13 protein-coding genes are annotated in these 14019 nt (G+C 48.8%); 8 read left to right on the forward strand and 5 right to left on the reverse strand.

Annotated elements, in window-relative coordinates; all coding sequences use genetic code 11:
* Nucleotides 1-156: 156 nt before the first annotated feature.
* The 5 genes from T472_RS01620 to T472_RS01635 all read right to left on the reverse strand — a co-directional run bounded on the left by T472_RS01620 (nt 157) and on the right by T472_RS01635 (nt 4132).
* Nucleotides 157-834: an ABC transporter ATP-binding protein gene (locus T472_RS01620; RefSeq protein ID WP_023863245.1), complete on the reverse strand. Its 678-nt coding sequence runs from the start codon at nt 832-834 to the stop codon at nt 157-159.
* Nucleotides 827-1984 (reverse strand): ABC transporter permease, encoded by a 1158-nt coding sequence (locus T472_RS01625; protein WP_023383481.1) that lies wholly within the window; start codon nt 1982-1984, stop codon nt 827-829. The genes T472_RS01620 and T472_RS01625 overlap by 8 nt, the downstream gene beginning before the upstream one ends.
* On the reverse strand, nt 1981-2631 hold the full coding sequence (locus tag T472_RS01630) for a cobalamin B12-binding domain-containing protein (RefSeq protein WP_023383480.1): 651 nt from the start codon (nt 2629-2631) through the stop codon (nt 1981-1983). The genes T472_RS01625 and T472_RS01630 overlap by 4 nt, the downstream gene beginning before the upstream one ends.
* 305 nt (nt 2632-2936) lie before the next feature.
* Nucleotides 2937-3254 (reverse strand): AroM family protein, encoded by a 318-nt coding sequence (locus T472_RS19175; protein WP_082447506.1) that lies wholly within the window; start codon nt 3252-3254, stop codon nt 2937-2939.
* Nucleotides 3185-4132, reverse strand: a complete 948-nt coding sequence (locus T472_RS01635; protein WP_023383478.1) for a DUF1177 domain-containing protein — start codon at nt 4130-4132, stop codon at nt 3185-3187. The genes T472_RS19175 and T472_RS01635 overlap by 70 nt, the downstream gene beginning before the upstream one ends.
* A 322-nt stretch (nt 4133-4454) precedes the next feature.
* Here T472_RS01635 and T472_RS01640 point away from each other — a divergent pair, with 322 nt between their 5' ends.
* The 8 genes from T472_RS01640 (at nt 4455) to T472_RS01675 (ending at nt 13820) form a co-directional block, all read left to right on the forward strand.
* A complete protein-coding gene (locus T472_RS01640; protein ID WP_023383477.1) occupies nt 4455-5612 on the forward strand; it encodes a M20 metallopeptidase family protein in 1158 nt (385 codons plus the stop codon).
* Between the two features lie 169 nt (nt 5613-5781).
* On the forward strand, nt 5782-7401 hold the full coding sequence (locus tag T472_RS01645; protein ID WP_023383476.1) for an ABC transporter substrate-binding protein: 1620 nt from the start codon (nt 5782-5784) through the stop codon (nt 7399-7401).
* 109 nt (nt 7402-7510) lie between these two features.
* Complete coding sequence (locus T472_RS01650; protein WP_023383475.1) at nt 7511-8473, forward strand: ABC transporter permease; 963 nt, start codon at nt 7511-7513, stop codon at nt 8471-8473.
* Complete coding sequence (locus tag T472_RS01655) at nt 8473-9372, forward strand: ABC transporter permease (protein WP_023383474.1); 900 nt, start codon at nt 8473-8475, stop codon at nt 9370-9372. The genes T472_RS01650 and T472_RS01655 overlap by 1 nt, the downstream gene beginning before the upstream one ends.
* A gap of 9 nt (nt 9373-9381) precedes the next feature.
* Nucleotides 9382-10584: a M20 family metallopeptidase gene (locus tag T472_RS01660; protein ID WP_023383473.1), complete on the forward strand. Its 1203-nt coding sequence runs from the start codon at nt 9382-9384 to the stop codon at nt 10582-10584.
* Nucleotides 10572-11576, forward strand: a complete 1005-nt coding sequence (locus T472_RS01665; protein ID WP_023383472.1) for an ABC transporter ATP-binding protein — start codon at nt 10572-10574, stop codon at nt 11574-11576. The genes T472_RS01660 and T472_RS01665 overlap by 13 nt, the downstream gene beginning before the upstream one ends.
* Nucleotides 11576-12547: an ABC transporter ATP-binding protein gene (locus T472_RS01670; protein WP_023383471.1), complete on the forward strand. Its 972-nt coding sequence runs from the start codon at nt 11576-11578 to the stop codon at nt 12545-12547. The genes T472_RS01665 and T472_RS01670 overlap by 1 nt, the downstream gene beginning before the upstream one ends.
* Before the next feature lie 22 nt (nt 12548-12569).
* Nucleotides 12570-13820 carry a M20 family metallopeptidase gene (locus tag T472_RS01675; protein WP_023383470.1) on the forward strand — a complete coding sequence of 417 codons (1251 nt, stop codon included), beginning with the start codon at nt 12570-12572 and terminating at the stop codon, nt 13818-13820.
* The last annotated feature ends 199 nt before the right edge of the window (nt 13821-14019 follow it).

Below are 14019 nucleotides of genomic sequence, written 5' to 3' on the forward strand. Positions count from 1 at the left end.
TTGTAAATCCAGAGAATCGATTTTCGATATGGTGCCTGAGCATGTCTCAGCTCTATTGTCCTGTTCCTATTCTCACTCTTGTTAATATCTTAAGTCATGTGTAAACACAAATTAAAATACACTACCACGTCCAGAAGTAAAATCTGATTTAGATCGTCAGATGTCCAGCGCTATCCTTCCATCCTTTATCTCGATTATCCTGTCTGCCTTTTCGGCTATCCTCCTGTCATGGGTTATGATGACGAAGGTTGTCCCGAACTTTTTGTTGATATCCCTCATCAGGTTATAGATGTTCTCAGTGGAGTCCGAGTCAAGGTTTCCAGTGGGCTCGTCAGCAAGTATTATCCTGGGATTGTTCATCAGGGCCCTAGCTATTGCGGTCCTTTGCTGCTGACCTCCTGACATGTTGGAGGACAGGTTGTTCCTGACCTTCTCGAGTCCTACCAGCTGCATCAGCTCTTCAGCACGTGCCTTTGTTTCCCTGCTGCCCTTGCCCATGATGTTATTCGGAAGAAGGACGTTCTCAATTGCCGTGAACTCCGGCAATAGATAGTGGAACTGGAATATGAAGCCAATGGTTTTGTTCCTTAGCGCTGCAAGCTCGTTCTTTCCCATACCATCTGTTCTTTTGCCGTCTATAATCACCTCACCGCTTGTCGGCTTGTCAAGGGTACCTACGATGTTGAGCAGGGTGCTCTTTCCGCTTCCTGACTGCCCAATTATAGATGTAAAGCTGCCTTCTCTGATGTCAAGGCTCAGGTCATGGAGCACCTGGGTCTTTACTTGGTTCCCGTATATCTTGTTTATGTTCCTTAATTGTATGATATCAGCCATTTCTGATCACCTCTATCGGATTGAGCTTTGAAGATTTCCTTGCAGGTATTAGTGCTGCAACCATCGATGCAAGTACTGCGACCATCGCTGAAAGGGCGATGAACCTGTAGTCTATGAAGAGAGGTACGACCGGGGTTCCGTCAGGATTCAATGCAAACTTGGAGAAGGAGAACAGGAGTCCGAATCCGAAGGCCACTCCGAGCACCGCGCCTGCCATGCCAAGAAGAAGTCCCTGGAACAGGAATATGAGGCTTGCAGTGCCGTCCTTGATTCCCATTGCCTTCAGTATTCCGATCTGCCGTGATTTCTGCACCACTGTAATTGCAAGTATGCTTGCTATTCCAAGAAGTACCGATATCATGACGAACACCTGGATCATTATGCTTGATACGCTCTGGCCGTTAAGTCCGCTGAGGAGCTGGGCATTCTGGTCCTTCCAGTTGTCGACCTTAATCCCGTCTCCTGCGATGTTCTGAACTTCAACTGCCATTGCATCAGCGGAAAACACCTCATTGACCTGCATCTCTATTGAGGTTACGCCCTCATCGTAGGAGAAGACCTCCTGTGCAGTGTAAAGATTCGAAATCAGCCATGATTTGTTCAGGCTCGATACCCCAAGGTCAAATATTCCTGTGATCTTGAATTCCTCAGTCTGCCCAAGATTGGTAATGAGCTCAAGCGAGTCACCAACCATAAGGCCTGCTTCGTCCATAAGGTCAGTGCCAGCAAGTGTCTCATAGCCATTGGAGGGAAGAACCCCTTCGACCAGGCTGTCAGTTATGTTGTATATTCCGTCAGCTTTCTGTATGTCAAAGCCTCTCAGAAGAACGCTGTAGGTATCATCATCAACCTTTACAAGGGCCGGACCGTCAGCTGATGCCGATATGGCTTCAATGTCACTGACCTCTGACATTATCTTGTCTGAAAGGATTGAATAGTCACTGATAAGTCCATCATCATCCTTAGAAGTCAGGGTAATGTGCGGCTGACTGCCGATAGTCTTGTCAACAAGGCTCTTCTGCAGTCCCTGTATAAGTGAGCCTATGAATATCTGTACTGAGACGCCTATTGCAATACCTATGGCTATCAGTATTGTCTGTCCGCGGCTGGAGCCAAGGAACCTTACTGCTATCCTGAACGGTAGTTTCATATTCCTTTACCTCCTTCTAGAGCTTCTATATCCTCGAAGCCCGTGAGATACATGTCGGCCCCAAGGCTTGCAGCCCTGTCGTGCAGCTTCGAAAGTGCGCTCCCGCCGGCAAGTATCGTGACATTTGGATCAGATTTCCTTATGAGCTCGATGGTATTCCTTGCTGAAACCAGGTTGTAGGGGTTGGTTACGCTTATGGCAACGTAATTTGGCCTGTCAACGTGGATTCCTGCAACGAAGACTTCCTTAGGGGTGTTGCTTCCGACAAAAGTCGTATCATATCCGTTTATTGTAAAGTAGTCAGCGATCATCCTTGCTCCAATCTCATGGTACTCGTCTACGGGGCATACCACTGCAACCTTATTGGGCTTTGGATGGGAAGCCTTCCTTTCCCTTTCCTTCACGACATAGGGATGGCAGTTCTCGACAATGGTCTTTATGATGGAGCTTCGTACATGCTCCTTCCATATATCCGTCCTTTCATCTCCGGTGAGATTCATCTCATTCAGTGATTTCGCCAGGACTTCCTCATATATCTCAACTATGCCTGCTTCACCAGATTCAAGCTTCCCAATTATATATTCAAGTGCTTTGGCTCTGTCTTCAGTTTCAAGTATGGTTATGAACTCCTCAGCCATTCTGGTCATTTTCAACACTCCCTGTGTTCAAATAATGATTATTTGGTAATTATGATTCTTGATTACATCATATACCACGAAATGAATTATTACAAGGGTTAAATTGAATTTTATAAAATTTATACCACGAAATGAGTTGATGTCGTTTTCGTCAAAGGGGTGGCCTTGACTGCTGATTGCATCATCCAAGAAGCATCAGCTTACCTAAGATATGCTTGTGATCAAGGTAATGGTAAATTAAGGAATGAAAAAAGCATGGCTTCGATCATTGAAGCCATGCTCTGGAATTCTGGTTATTCTCCTGAGGAATAAAGCTAATCAGCAAGCCTTGCGATGAGCGTCCATTGCAGGATCACTGGTCTGCCTTCTGTTTCCGATACCCTTCTTTTCATCTCGGCAGTGCATCCCATGCAGTCGAGGCATATGAAGCTGACATCCTTTCCTTCAAGCCGTCTTGCTGCGGCCTCTAGCTCGTGCATTCCAATATAGGGTGAGCCCGATGCAACCTCGGTCTCAACGCCGCTCCTTGCAGCCTGTTCTTCCTGTGCCTTGCCAGGGACTATTACGCCTGCCTGGTCCCGAAGGTCTGGAACCTCTTCATGTCGCCATAGAGCTTCTCGATGAGAGCGAATTCATCCTCATCATAGAACGATACCGACCCTTCACCAAGGCCCTTGGCAATCTCCACCGCAAACCTTGCGGCTAGCTCGACATCACCAGGATGGCTGGCCCCTGTAGCGCATCCCGCCACAGGAAGTTCGGTTGTCACTGCAACTCCGATCACTGGTGCTGATGTGGCTGTGGTTGGCTGGAGTATGCTGTTCAGGTGATAAAGGTCATTTCCGTATGGGGTTATGTCCTGCTGGCTGAGAGGAAAGACAACGGGGGACTTTCCTGTGACCTTTGTCATGACGTCAAGCACGCTGTCACTTACCTTGAGGATATAGCCGTCCTTGGTCGTAGGCGATATTGCGATTCCATTCACGTTTATGACCCTGTTTCCCTTGGTGGTGTCGATGGATATTACCGCATCCATCCTATCATCCACATCTTTGCTGTTTGCAAGAGCCATATCCACCGGTGAATCCATGAACGGGACAGGCTTGTGCTCCCTTGTTGGTGCGGTAGGGCAGATATGTGTCGAGACAATGACATCTCCTTGAAGCACGTCACCGTTCCTGTTCATCTCAGACAGCTTCAGTGCTGATGCAAGTGCTGCAAGGGCACCGTCTCCATCTGATACGAATCCTGTTACTGAAGGCCTTGCCCCTATACCGCCTAGCCTGCCTATTATCCCAAGAGTAGGGGCGTTTCCTCCCGATGATTTTCCATTGCTTCCTTTAATAAGCACTTTTACGAAATCTGTATTGCCCTTCGGTCCGGTCACAGTGTCAAGGTAAGTCAGGACGTTATCGTTCCCTCTTTCCTTTATAAGGTTGAGTACCTCCTTACCATTCGCCGACGGCTTGTCCAGCAGGTCGAAAAGCTCGATTATCTGTCTTAAAAGCATGATTTATCCTCCTTGGTTCACATTTATGATAAGGACAATTGTATCATAAGATTTGTTCCGGTACATAATTATACATGTGATATTTTTGTATAACGCTGATTGAATCAGATTATAAAATCCTTGAAAAGGTTTAGAATGACTACAATGCATGCGCTTTCACGAATACAAATTTTGAATTTTATCTTCTGTGGATGGAATACAAATGTTTTTTTCGAATATTTATAGAAGATATTGAAAATAATTCCAACGGAATGTATAATAAGACAAATTTAGAGAGTTTATTCTTTGTTCACATTCGGGAGGGGTGGTTGATATCGGAGTGATGGAAAGAGCTTATGAGCTGAAGGAAGAAATGATTGAAAATAGACGGTTCTTCCACAGGAATCCTGAAACAGGCTTTGACCTGCCGGTTACAACAGGAAGGGTCAGGGAAATCCTGGAGAGCATGGGCTACGAGGTGAAGAAAGTCGGAAAATCGGGACTGAGCGCAACTGTCGGGAAACCTGGCAGGACCTTCCTTATAAGGGGAGATATGGATGCTCTTCCGATGGCCGAGGAAACCGAGCTTGAATACAGGTCGGAAAATGGATGCATGCATGCGTGCGGCCATGACATACATACATCGGCATTACTGGGTGCAGCAAGGATACTAAGGGAAAGGGAATATGAACTTAACGGAACAGTAAAGCTTATGTTCCAGCCTTGTGAAGAAATGGTAATGGGAGCCAGGGACATGGTGGAGAATGGGATACTTGAGGATCCGAAGGTGGATGCCGCTATGGCTCTGCATGTGGTACACAAGCCATTGGGAACTGTTGGCTATTCGAAGGGAAGCGCATGCGCTTCAAGCGATGTGTTTACAATAACAATAACAGGGAAGGGCGCCCATGGAGCAGCCTCATATCTTGGAGTAGATCCCATAAACGTCGCTGTACATATGCATCTGGCATTGCAGGTCTTAAACAGCAGGGAGACCCATCCGGATGATATGGTTGTGCTGACGATCGGCATGATCAGCGGTGGTGCGGCAGCCAATATAATACCTGACACTGTTGTCATGAAGGGTACGATTAGGACTATGAACAGCGATACCAGGGAATTCATGAAGGGAAGGCTTCTGGATATTTCGGAGTCTGTTGCAAAGACCTTCAGGGCGGACTGCAGGGTCGAATTCCTGAGCGAGGGCGTACCCCCAATGGTAAATGATGAAGCGCTTACTGAGGATGTCACCGGATATATAGATGACCTGCTTGGTGAGGGAACGACATATGAGATTCCAAGGATGACAGGGTCGGAGGATTTTTCGGTAGTGTCGGAAAAGGTTCCATCACTTTTGCTTTGGGTAGGAACCGGATCAGAGGATGAAGGATATCCTTATGGGGTACATAATCCCAAGGTAACATTCAATGAGGACGCAATCCACAAGATGGCGGCCATCTATGCGGATTGCGCAATAAGATGGCTTGAAAAAAATGACTGACAGAGGACCTGTAAGCTTTTGTAAAGCGACCCCTGTAAAAAATGCGTAAGCCACATGCTCAAACATTCGCTGATACAAATGGCAGATGCATCAGTGAGTGCGGCAAAGCGCATAGTAACTGCATGGGAAAAGGTCTTGAAAATAATCAAAAGAGAGAGAGGGTAAATCAATGAAGAAAATTCTTGTTGCAGCACTTGCGGCAATGATGGCTGTAACCGCGCTTACCGGCTGCGGAAACAAAGCCACCCCAACAACGCCTGTGACACCAACCACTCCAACCAAAGCTGAGATCGTAGTACCCGGAACACCTACCAAGGGCGGAGTGCTTACAGTTTCGCTGACGGCATCACCAAAGAACCTTGATCCTGTAAAGTATACAGGAACCTATGAGTCACAGATCATCCAGAACGTCGGAGACACCCTTGTTTCCTACAAGATGGACCTGTCTGAGGTGATACCTAACCTTGCCAAGGAATGGTCAATTAGCGAGGATGGCAAGGCGTATACATTCAAGCTGAGGGATGACGTATTCTTCCACCCTGGAAAGTACCAGACTGGAAGAAAGATGGTCGCTGAAGACATAAAGTATTCACTCGAGAGATCGTTCAAACTTTCAGCCATGAAGAGGCTTGACATGATCGAGAGCGTCGAGGTTGTCAATGACTATGAGGTAATAGTGCATCTTCCGGAGCCGAATGCGGTATTCCTTACAGCACTTACCAACTCAGGAAACATTATCGTTCCTAAGGAAGAGGTAGAGGGCTGGGGCGATGAGTTCGGAAACCACCTTGTGGGAACCGGACCTTTCATGATGAAGGAATTCAAGCTTGATGAGGAAGCAGTCCTTGTCAGGAACGAGAAGTACTGGGCACAGGTTCCTCACCTTGATGGAGTGACCTTCAAGGTAATAACCGACATGAGCCAGAATGCGAACGCACTGAGGACAGGAGAGGTTGATTTCGCTTCAGGACTCACAGGCGAGGCGGTAAAGGTAATCAGGGAGGATGCCAACGTGAAGCTCCTTGAGACACCAGGTCTCCATGTCGCTTACATCTACTTCAACCAGGTATCAGGCCCTACAAAGGACAAGAAGGTCAGGGAAGCCCTCATAAAGGCTGTTGATATCAATGAGCTTGTAAAGGGAGTTTACCAGTACGGCGAAGCAAAGCCGGCAGCTCTTCCTCTTCCTCCTGGATCATGGGGATATGACGAGAGCCTAGTATCACAGGTTCCTACATATGACCCTGCAGCAGCCAAGAAGCTCCTTGCAGAGGCAGGATATGCAGATGGCTTCAAGACCACACTTTACATATCGAACACAGCACTCAGGATAAAGATGGGTACGATCCTCCAGCAGTATTTCAAGACCAACCTCAATGTTGACCTTGATGTGCAGGCTTCTGAGTGGGGAACATTCTCCGAGATAGCATCGAAGGGAAATGCAGAGATATTCGCCATGTCCTGGACATGGTATCCGGATCCGTTCTTCTTCCTGAACAAGATATTTGCTTCAAGCGCCATAGGCTCACTTGGAAACGGACAGGGTTACAGCAATCCTGAGGTTGACAAGCTCCTTGCAGACGCGCTGATAGCGACTGATCAGGATGAAAGGGCAACTATGTACAAGAAGGCCCTCAAGCTTATAGTTGATGACCTTCCAGGAATATTCTATGCGAATGAGAATGTCACATGGGGTATCTCACCATATGTCCAGGGCGTAGTTCAGAGGGCGGATGGAAGCATATTCCTCTGCAACACTGAAGTCAACGCGTGGAAAGTAGCGAAGTAACGATATAGGCCAATATTGAGCAATTGGCCGCAATCATCGGGTTGGGGGCGCGGATATTTCTGTGCCCCTTAATCCTATGTATGGCGGCATATTAAACAGGTGGTGTGAAATGATAAAGACAATCATCAACAGACTTCTTCAGGTCATCCCCATCCTGCTAGTGGTGGTCACGATGACCTTCATACTTACAAGGATGGTTCCTGGAGATCCGGCTGCGACCATGCTGGGACCGCAGGCTTCAGCTGAGGAGATAGCAAAGCTCAGGGACCAGCTGGGACTGAACGACAGCTTGATAAAGCAGTACTTCAGTTACCTTGGCGACCTTCTGAGAGGTAATTTCGGAAAGTCATATTCCTATAACAAACCGGTAATAGACCTGATACTCAATAAACTTCCGAACACTTTGCTCATATCGATAACGAGCCTTGTGATAGCAGTGCTTATTGCAGTACCAATAGGCATCATTTCGGCTGTGAAGCAGTATTCGATATTCGACTATGTGGCAATGGTGCTCGCCCTCGTAGGAGTCTCAATGCCCATATTCTGGCTTGGCCTCATGCTTGTGCTTGTATTTTCAGTCAACCTCGGATGGCTGCCGTCCCTTGGGATGGGATCCATGGATAACGGGCTATGGGATGTCATAGTGCATATGATCCTTCCTGTGAGCTGCCTTGCAACCATACCTGCAGCCACATTTGCCAGGATCACAAGGTCAAGCATGCTTGAGGTCATAAACAATGATTTCATAAAATCACTCCGGGCAAGGGGAATAAAGGAGTGGAGGGTCATATTCCTTCACGGCCTTAAGAACGCACTTCCTCCGATAGTTACAGTGTTCGGGCTCCAGCTGGCGCATGCCTTTACAGGAGCAATACTAACCGAGACCATATTCGCGTGGCCTGGAATGGGAACACTGATAGTTGGAGCAGTTGAGAACAGGGACTATGTGCTGATTCAGGGAGCAGTCCTTTTCACGGCTCTGGTATTTGTATTCGTGAATCTTTTTGTAGACATGGCATACATGGTGATTAATCCGAGAGTGACCTATGAAGGCACGAAGGGAGGGGCATGATGGAAAGAAGAAAAGACCAGCTGGGAAGAGATGCCCATTCTGAAATGCTGAAGAAGGAGCGAAGGGCAAACAGCGCATGGAACATGCTGAAGAGGAACAAGACGGCCATGTTCGGGCTGGGAATAGTCTGTATCATGCTTTTCATGGTAGCGGGAGCAAACTTTCTGGCACCATACGACCCGAATGCGCTGAAGCTGGGAAGCACATACCTGAAGCCTTTTTCTGCAGGGCACATACTTGGAACCGATGAGTTCGGCAGGGACCTCCTCAGCAGGATCATATACGGATCAAGGATATCAATACTTGTTGCAATAGGCGCAACATTCATAGGTGGACTAATAGGGGTTCTCCTGGGACTTGTTTCCGGTTACATGGGTGGAGTCATCGACTCCATAGTCATGAGGATAATGGATGGAATGCTTGCATTCCCATTCGTACTTCTTTCGATAATACTCATGACCATACTCGGTACCGGTGTGTTCAATGTAATACTGGCGATAGGCATAGCAAACATACCCAGCTTTGCAAGGATAGTCAGGGGGCAGGTGCTGATCGTGAAGAATGAGGAATACTGCAATGCGGTAAGGGTCATAGGGGCATCAGGGCCGAGGCTACTGTTCAGCCACATTCTTCCGAATGCATTGTCACCCATAATAGTGTATGCGACGCTCAACGTGGCTGGCGCCATAATATCGGAAGCTGCCCTAAGTTTCCTCGGACTTGGAATAACACCTCCTACAGCATCGTGGGGGAACATCCTCCGGGCTGGCAAGGACAGCCTTAACACTGCTCCGCATATTGCAACAATATCCGGTATCTTCATACTTCTTACAGTGCTTGGCTTCAACCTGCTTGGCGATGGCATCAGGGATGTCCTTGACCCGAAGATGAAGAAGTAGGTGCGGGAAATGGATCTTAAGACTAGAGTTCAGGACAGGGTTGACGAGGTCATGGGTGACCTTTCAGCCTTGTCGGCGGAAATCTGGAGCAATCCGGAATACAATTTTGAAGAACACAAGGCTATGGAGGCTTTTTCCAGGTACCTCAGAAAATACGGTTTTGATGTTGAAACAGGCATTGGGGGTATAGGGACTGCTGTCAGGGCAGTATTTACGAGTGGCAAGGAAGGCCCGGTGATTGGGATATTCGGTGAATATGACGCTGTTCCTGGAACGGGACACGCATGCGGGCACAACCTCATGGCTGCAATGGCAGTAGGCGCCGGAGCTGCGGTAGCCTCAGTCATTGAGGAAACCGGCGGTACGGTGGTTGTATTTGGAACCCCGGCAGAAGAGGGCGGCGGAGGTAAGGTCATAATGCTTGAGAATGGAGCGTTTGAAGGGCTTGATGCCGCGATGGTACTTCACCCGGCCAATGAGACAGTTGTAAATGACATATCCTATTCAAGGACTGACCTTGTCGTGGATTTCTACGGAAAGAAATCCCATGCGGCAACCTGGCCTGAAGAAGGGATCAGCGCGCTTACTCCTGTCCTTGAGCTGTTCAACCTTTTGAATGCGATGAAGCTTGAGATAGGAGACAGGGGAAAGATACTGGGAGTCATTTCCAAGGGCGGTGACGAGCCGATATACGTACCTGACCACTGTCAGGCGCGGTTCACGGTAAGGTCCTTCAGCATGAAGGACAAGATCGCTCTTGTGAAGAAGCTTATTGATACCTGCGAAGGCCTTGCAAAGATAACGGGAACCAGGCTTGAATACAGTCAGGAAGGTAAGTCATATGAGGATATCAGGAATAATCCTGTTATTGAAGGCTTCCTTCATAAGAACTTCGAGGCGCTTGGAGAAAAGGTCATGCCGAGAAGGAAAGAACTTGGGATAGGCTGCACTGACATGGGAAATGTCACCCACAGGATACCATCCCTTCAGTCATATGTTCAGGTCGTACCGATTCTGAGGGGCCATACCCCGGAGTTCCAGGAGGCTGTGGGCGGACCTATGGGTATCAGGGCGCTGAATATTGGTGCCAAGGCCATGGCGATGACGGCGGTGGACCTGCTGACAGGTGATAACGCCATGGAACTCACAAGGGACGCCTTCAGTGAGATGAAAATAAAGCATGATTGGGAGGATGACACATGGGAGATGTGATACTTAGGGTCAATGACCTCAAGACTTACCTTTTTCTTGCCAGCGGCACTGCCAAGGCGGTTGATGGTGTGAGCTTTACCCTCGAGCGCGGCAAGACCATGGGGATAGTTGGTGAGTCAGGCTCAGGGAAGAGTGTCACCGCCTCTTCCATAATAAGGCTTCTGCCTAGGAATACCGGCAGGATAGTCGGTGGTGAGATAGAATTCGATGGCAGGAACGTACTTAGGCTTGATAAGAAAGAGCTTATGGAATACAGGGGCAGGGACGTATCCATGATATTCCAGGACCCCATGACTTCGCTGGACCCTGTTTTCAAGATCGGTGACCAGATGGTTGAGATGATCCTGGCCCATCAGGAAGTGACCAAGGATGAGGCAAGGAATATAGCAATTGATGCACTGAAGAAGGTAGGAATCCCCAATCCGGAATCAAGGATGAACTCCTACCCCTATGAGCTTTCTGGCGGAATGTGCCAGAGGGTCATAATCGCAATGGCGATAAGCAGCAAGCCCAAGCTTGTTATAGCTGATGAACCGACCACGGCCCTTGACGTTACTGTTCAGGCGCAGGTGCTGGACCTGCTGAAGGAAATGCAGAAGCACCAGGACACGGCGATACTTCTAATTACCCATAACCTGGGTGTCGTCTGGGATATGTGCGACACTGTAATGGTAATGTACGCCGGAAAGACAGTGGAATATACCACCGCGAAGAGGCTCTATGCAGAGCCGCAGCATCCGTACACATGGGGTCTGCTTGATTCGATGCCGAAGCTTTCGGATGAGTCAAAGTCCCATCTTGCGGCAATACCCGGGACGCCGCCTGACTTAAGGCTCACCGGAGAGTGCTGCAACTTCCACAACAGGTGCCCGTATGCATTAGATGTGTGCTCAAACAAGGTACCAGAGCTGATTGAAGTTTCAGACGGTCACTTCGTGGCCTGCCACAGGCAGACAGGAAAAGAAAAGCTTACGAGAGAGGTGAAGATCTGATGGAGAAGAAGGTTATCCTTTCAATCAGGAACCTCAGCAAGGATTTCAGGATCAGAGGCGGAAGCTTCCTTGAAAAGCCGAAGACGCTGCATGCGTTAAGTGATGTATCAGTTGATGTGTACGAAGGGGAGACCCTTGGGATAATCGGCGAATCAGGATGCGGTAAGTCTACCTTCGGCAGGTGCATAGTAAAGCTTCACAAGGCTACCTCAGGAGAGATAATATACAATGGTGAGGATATTGTCGGTAAGACAGGGCCTGAACTGAAGAAGCTCAGGAAGGAGCTCCAGATAATATTCCAGGACCCGTACTCCTCCCTGGACCCGAGGAAGACTGCAGGAAAGACAATTGAAGAGCCGATGATAGTTCATGAGATGAATGATCCGAAGACCCGCAGGGAAAGGGTCCTTTCACTCATGAAGGAAGTGGGGCTTGATTCGCAGCATACCCACAGGTTCCCTCATGAATTCTCAGGCGGACAGAGACAGAGGATCAACGTGGCAAGGGCGCTGGCCCTGGAGCCGAAGATAATAGTATGTGATGAGCCGGTGTCAGCTCTTGACGTATCGGTTCAGGCACAGGTGCTGAACCTTCTGAACGACCTTCAGAAGGCCCATGACCTGACCCTCATATTCATATCCCATGACCTCAGTGTCATAAGGCATGTAAGCGACAGGATAGCCATAATGTATCTTGGTAAGATAGTGGAGCTCTGCAAGGCTGAGGAGATATACACGGACCCGCTCCATCCCTACACAAAGGCGCTGCTTTCAGCGATTCCGCCAGAGAGTCCCTTCGAGAAGAAGGAGAGGATCCAGCTTGTAGGGGAGATACCAAGTCCCATCGGTGAAAGGAAGGGCTGTTCACTCGCTACGAGATGCCCTTATGTAATGGACAGGTGCAGGGTGGAGACACCGGAACTTAAGGAAGTCAAGGAAGGTCACAGGGCAGCCTGCTTCCTGTACTTCTGATTATTGGAAGGAGTAACTGAACATGACAAGAGAATGGATCATTAATACAGCGAAGGAAAGGGAACAGGAGCTGATAAAGCTTACCTCTGACCTCATAAGGATAAAGAGCGAGAATCCGACAGGAACCCAGAGGGAAGTGGTCGACTTCGTCAAGTCATACCTTTCAGGTGCAGGGATCGAGCATGAGGAAGTAAGCGTGAATCCTGAATACCCATGCGTCCTTGCAAAGGTGGGCTCTGATGAGGGCTTCAGCATAATCCTTAACGGACACGTTGATGTGGTTCCTGCAGGGGACCTGTCACGGTGGAACTATGACCCTTATTGCGGAACGGTAACCGACAAGCTGATCCTTGGCAGAGGCACCTCGGACATGAAGGCCGGAGTAGCCGGGATACTGTTCGCTATGAAGCTCCTCAAGGAATCAGGCGCAAAGCTTAAGGGAAATGTCAGGCTTCACATAGTCTCAGATGAAGAGACAGGAGGGGAATTCGGAACCAAATGGCTATGCGATGAAGGCTATGCAGATGGGGCTGACGCATGCCTCGTTGCAGAGCCAACTTCAAATTCAACGATTGAGATCGGACAGAAGGGATCAAATGCCCTCATCCTGAAGTCCTATGGGATGCCGGCCCACGGAAGCCTGGGCAACTACAAGGGAGAAAATGCCATACTTAAGCTGGCGAAGGTGCTTGAAGGCATCGGCAGGCTCCACAATGTAAAGGGCAGGTATTCGAAGGACCAGGAGGAAGCGCTCGCAAACTCCAAATTCATAGCTTCACAGAAGCTTCAGGTAAAGGGTATCGAGAACGTCATAGACCATGTGACAGCCAACGTCGGGATAATAAAGGGCGGAACTAAGCTCAACATGGTGCCTGACTACTGCGAGGCTCATGTGGACATAAGGCTTCCTATCGGTGTGGACACTGATGAGCTTGACAGGGAAATAATGGCCATGATAGCTGAAAGCGGAGTTAGTGGAGTCGAATATGAGGCTGACTGGAAGAACAAAGGTAATTCGACACCTATGGATGCAGCCATAGTGCAGGCGATAAAGAAGAATGCCGAGAAAATCTGGGGAATCGATGTGCTTCCAGCGTACCAGTGGGCGTCAAGTGACGCGAAGCACTACAGGAACCTTGGAATACCTACCATACAGTACGGACCTTCCAATACGGAAGGAATCCACTCATACAACGAGAATGTGGACATCGAGGATGTAAGGAATGCAGGGATGATCTATATCCTGTCACTATGCGACCTTCTTGGTCTATGAAAAAATGCGGCAAGGCTCAGCTTTGCCGCATTCTTCTGTTGTGCGCCCGGCATGGGCGATAACTTGGTGGTGAGAGTCCACTACGCGCTCGGTAGCAGGAAGCGTTAGCCGAAGGCAAGGGTGTCCATCGCGAGGTGGAATCTGAAGGAAGCCGGATGTCAGGGCGAGGAGTTCTGGCGGGCAAATTTTCGGGCCGACG

This window comes from Youngiibacter fragilis 232.1 (genome assembly GCF_000495435.3).
Lineage (GTDB): Bacteria > Bacillota > Clostridia > Clostridiales > Clostridiaceae > Youngiibacter > Youngiibacter fragilis.

Coding starts and splice junctions, on each gene's coding strand:
- T472_RS01625 (WP_023383481.1), bottom strand. CDS start 1,984: ATGAAACTACCGTTCAGGATAGCAGTAAGGTTCCTTGGCTCCAGCCGC.
- T472_RS01655 (WP_023383474.1), top strand. CDS start 8,473: ATGGAAAGAAGAAAAGACCAGCTGGGAAGAGATGCCCATTCTGAAATG.
- T472_RS01620 (WP_023863245.1), bottom strand. CDS start 834: ATGGCTGATATCATACAATTAAGGAACATAAACAAGATATACGGGAAC.
- T472_RS01650 (WP_023383475.1), top strand. CDS start 7,511: ATGATAAAGACAATCATCAACAGACTTCTTCAGGTCATCCCCATCCTG.
- T472_RS01660 (WP_023383473.1), top strand. CDS start 9,382: ATGGATCTTAAGACTAGAGTTCAGGACAGGGTTGACGAGGTCATGGGT.
- T472_RS01640 (WP_023383477.1), top strand. CDS start 4,455: ATGGAAAGAGCTTATGAGCTGAAGGAAGAAATGATTGAAAATAGACGG.
- T472_RS01645 (WP_023383476.1), top strand. CDS start 5,782: ATGAAGAAAATTCTTGTTGCAGCACTTGCGGCAATGATGGCTGTAACC.
- T472_RS01665 (WP_023383472.1), top strand. CDS start 10,572: ATGGGAGATGTGATACTTAGGGTCAATGACCTCAAGACTTACCTTTTT.
- T472_RS01675 (WP_023383470.1), top strand. CDS start 12,570: ATGACAAGAGAATGGATCATTAATACAGCGAAGGAAAGGGAACAGGAG.
- T472_RS01635 (WP_023383478.1), bottom strand. CDS start 4,132: ATGCTTTTAAGACAGATAATCGAGCTTTTCGACCTGCTGGACAAGCCG.
- T472_RS01670 (WP_023383471.1), top strand. CDS start 11,576: ATGGAGAAGAAGGTTATCCTTTCAATCAGGAACCTCAGCAAGGATTTC.
- T472_RS01630 (WP_023383480.1), bottom strand. CDS start 2,631: ATGACCAGAATGGCTGAGGAGTTCATAACCATACTTGAAACTGAAGAC.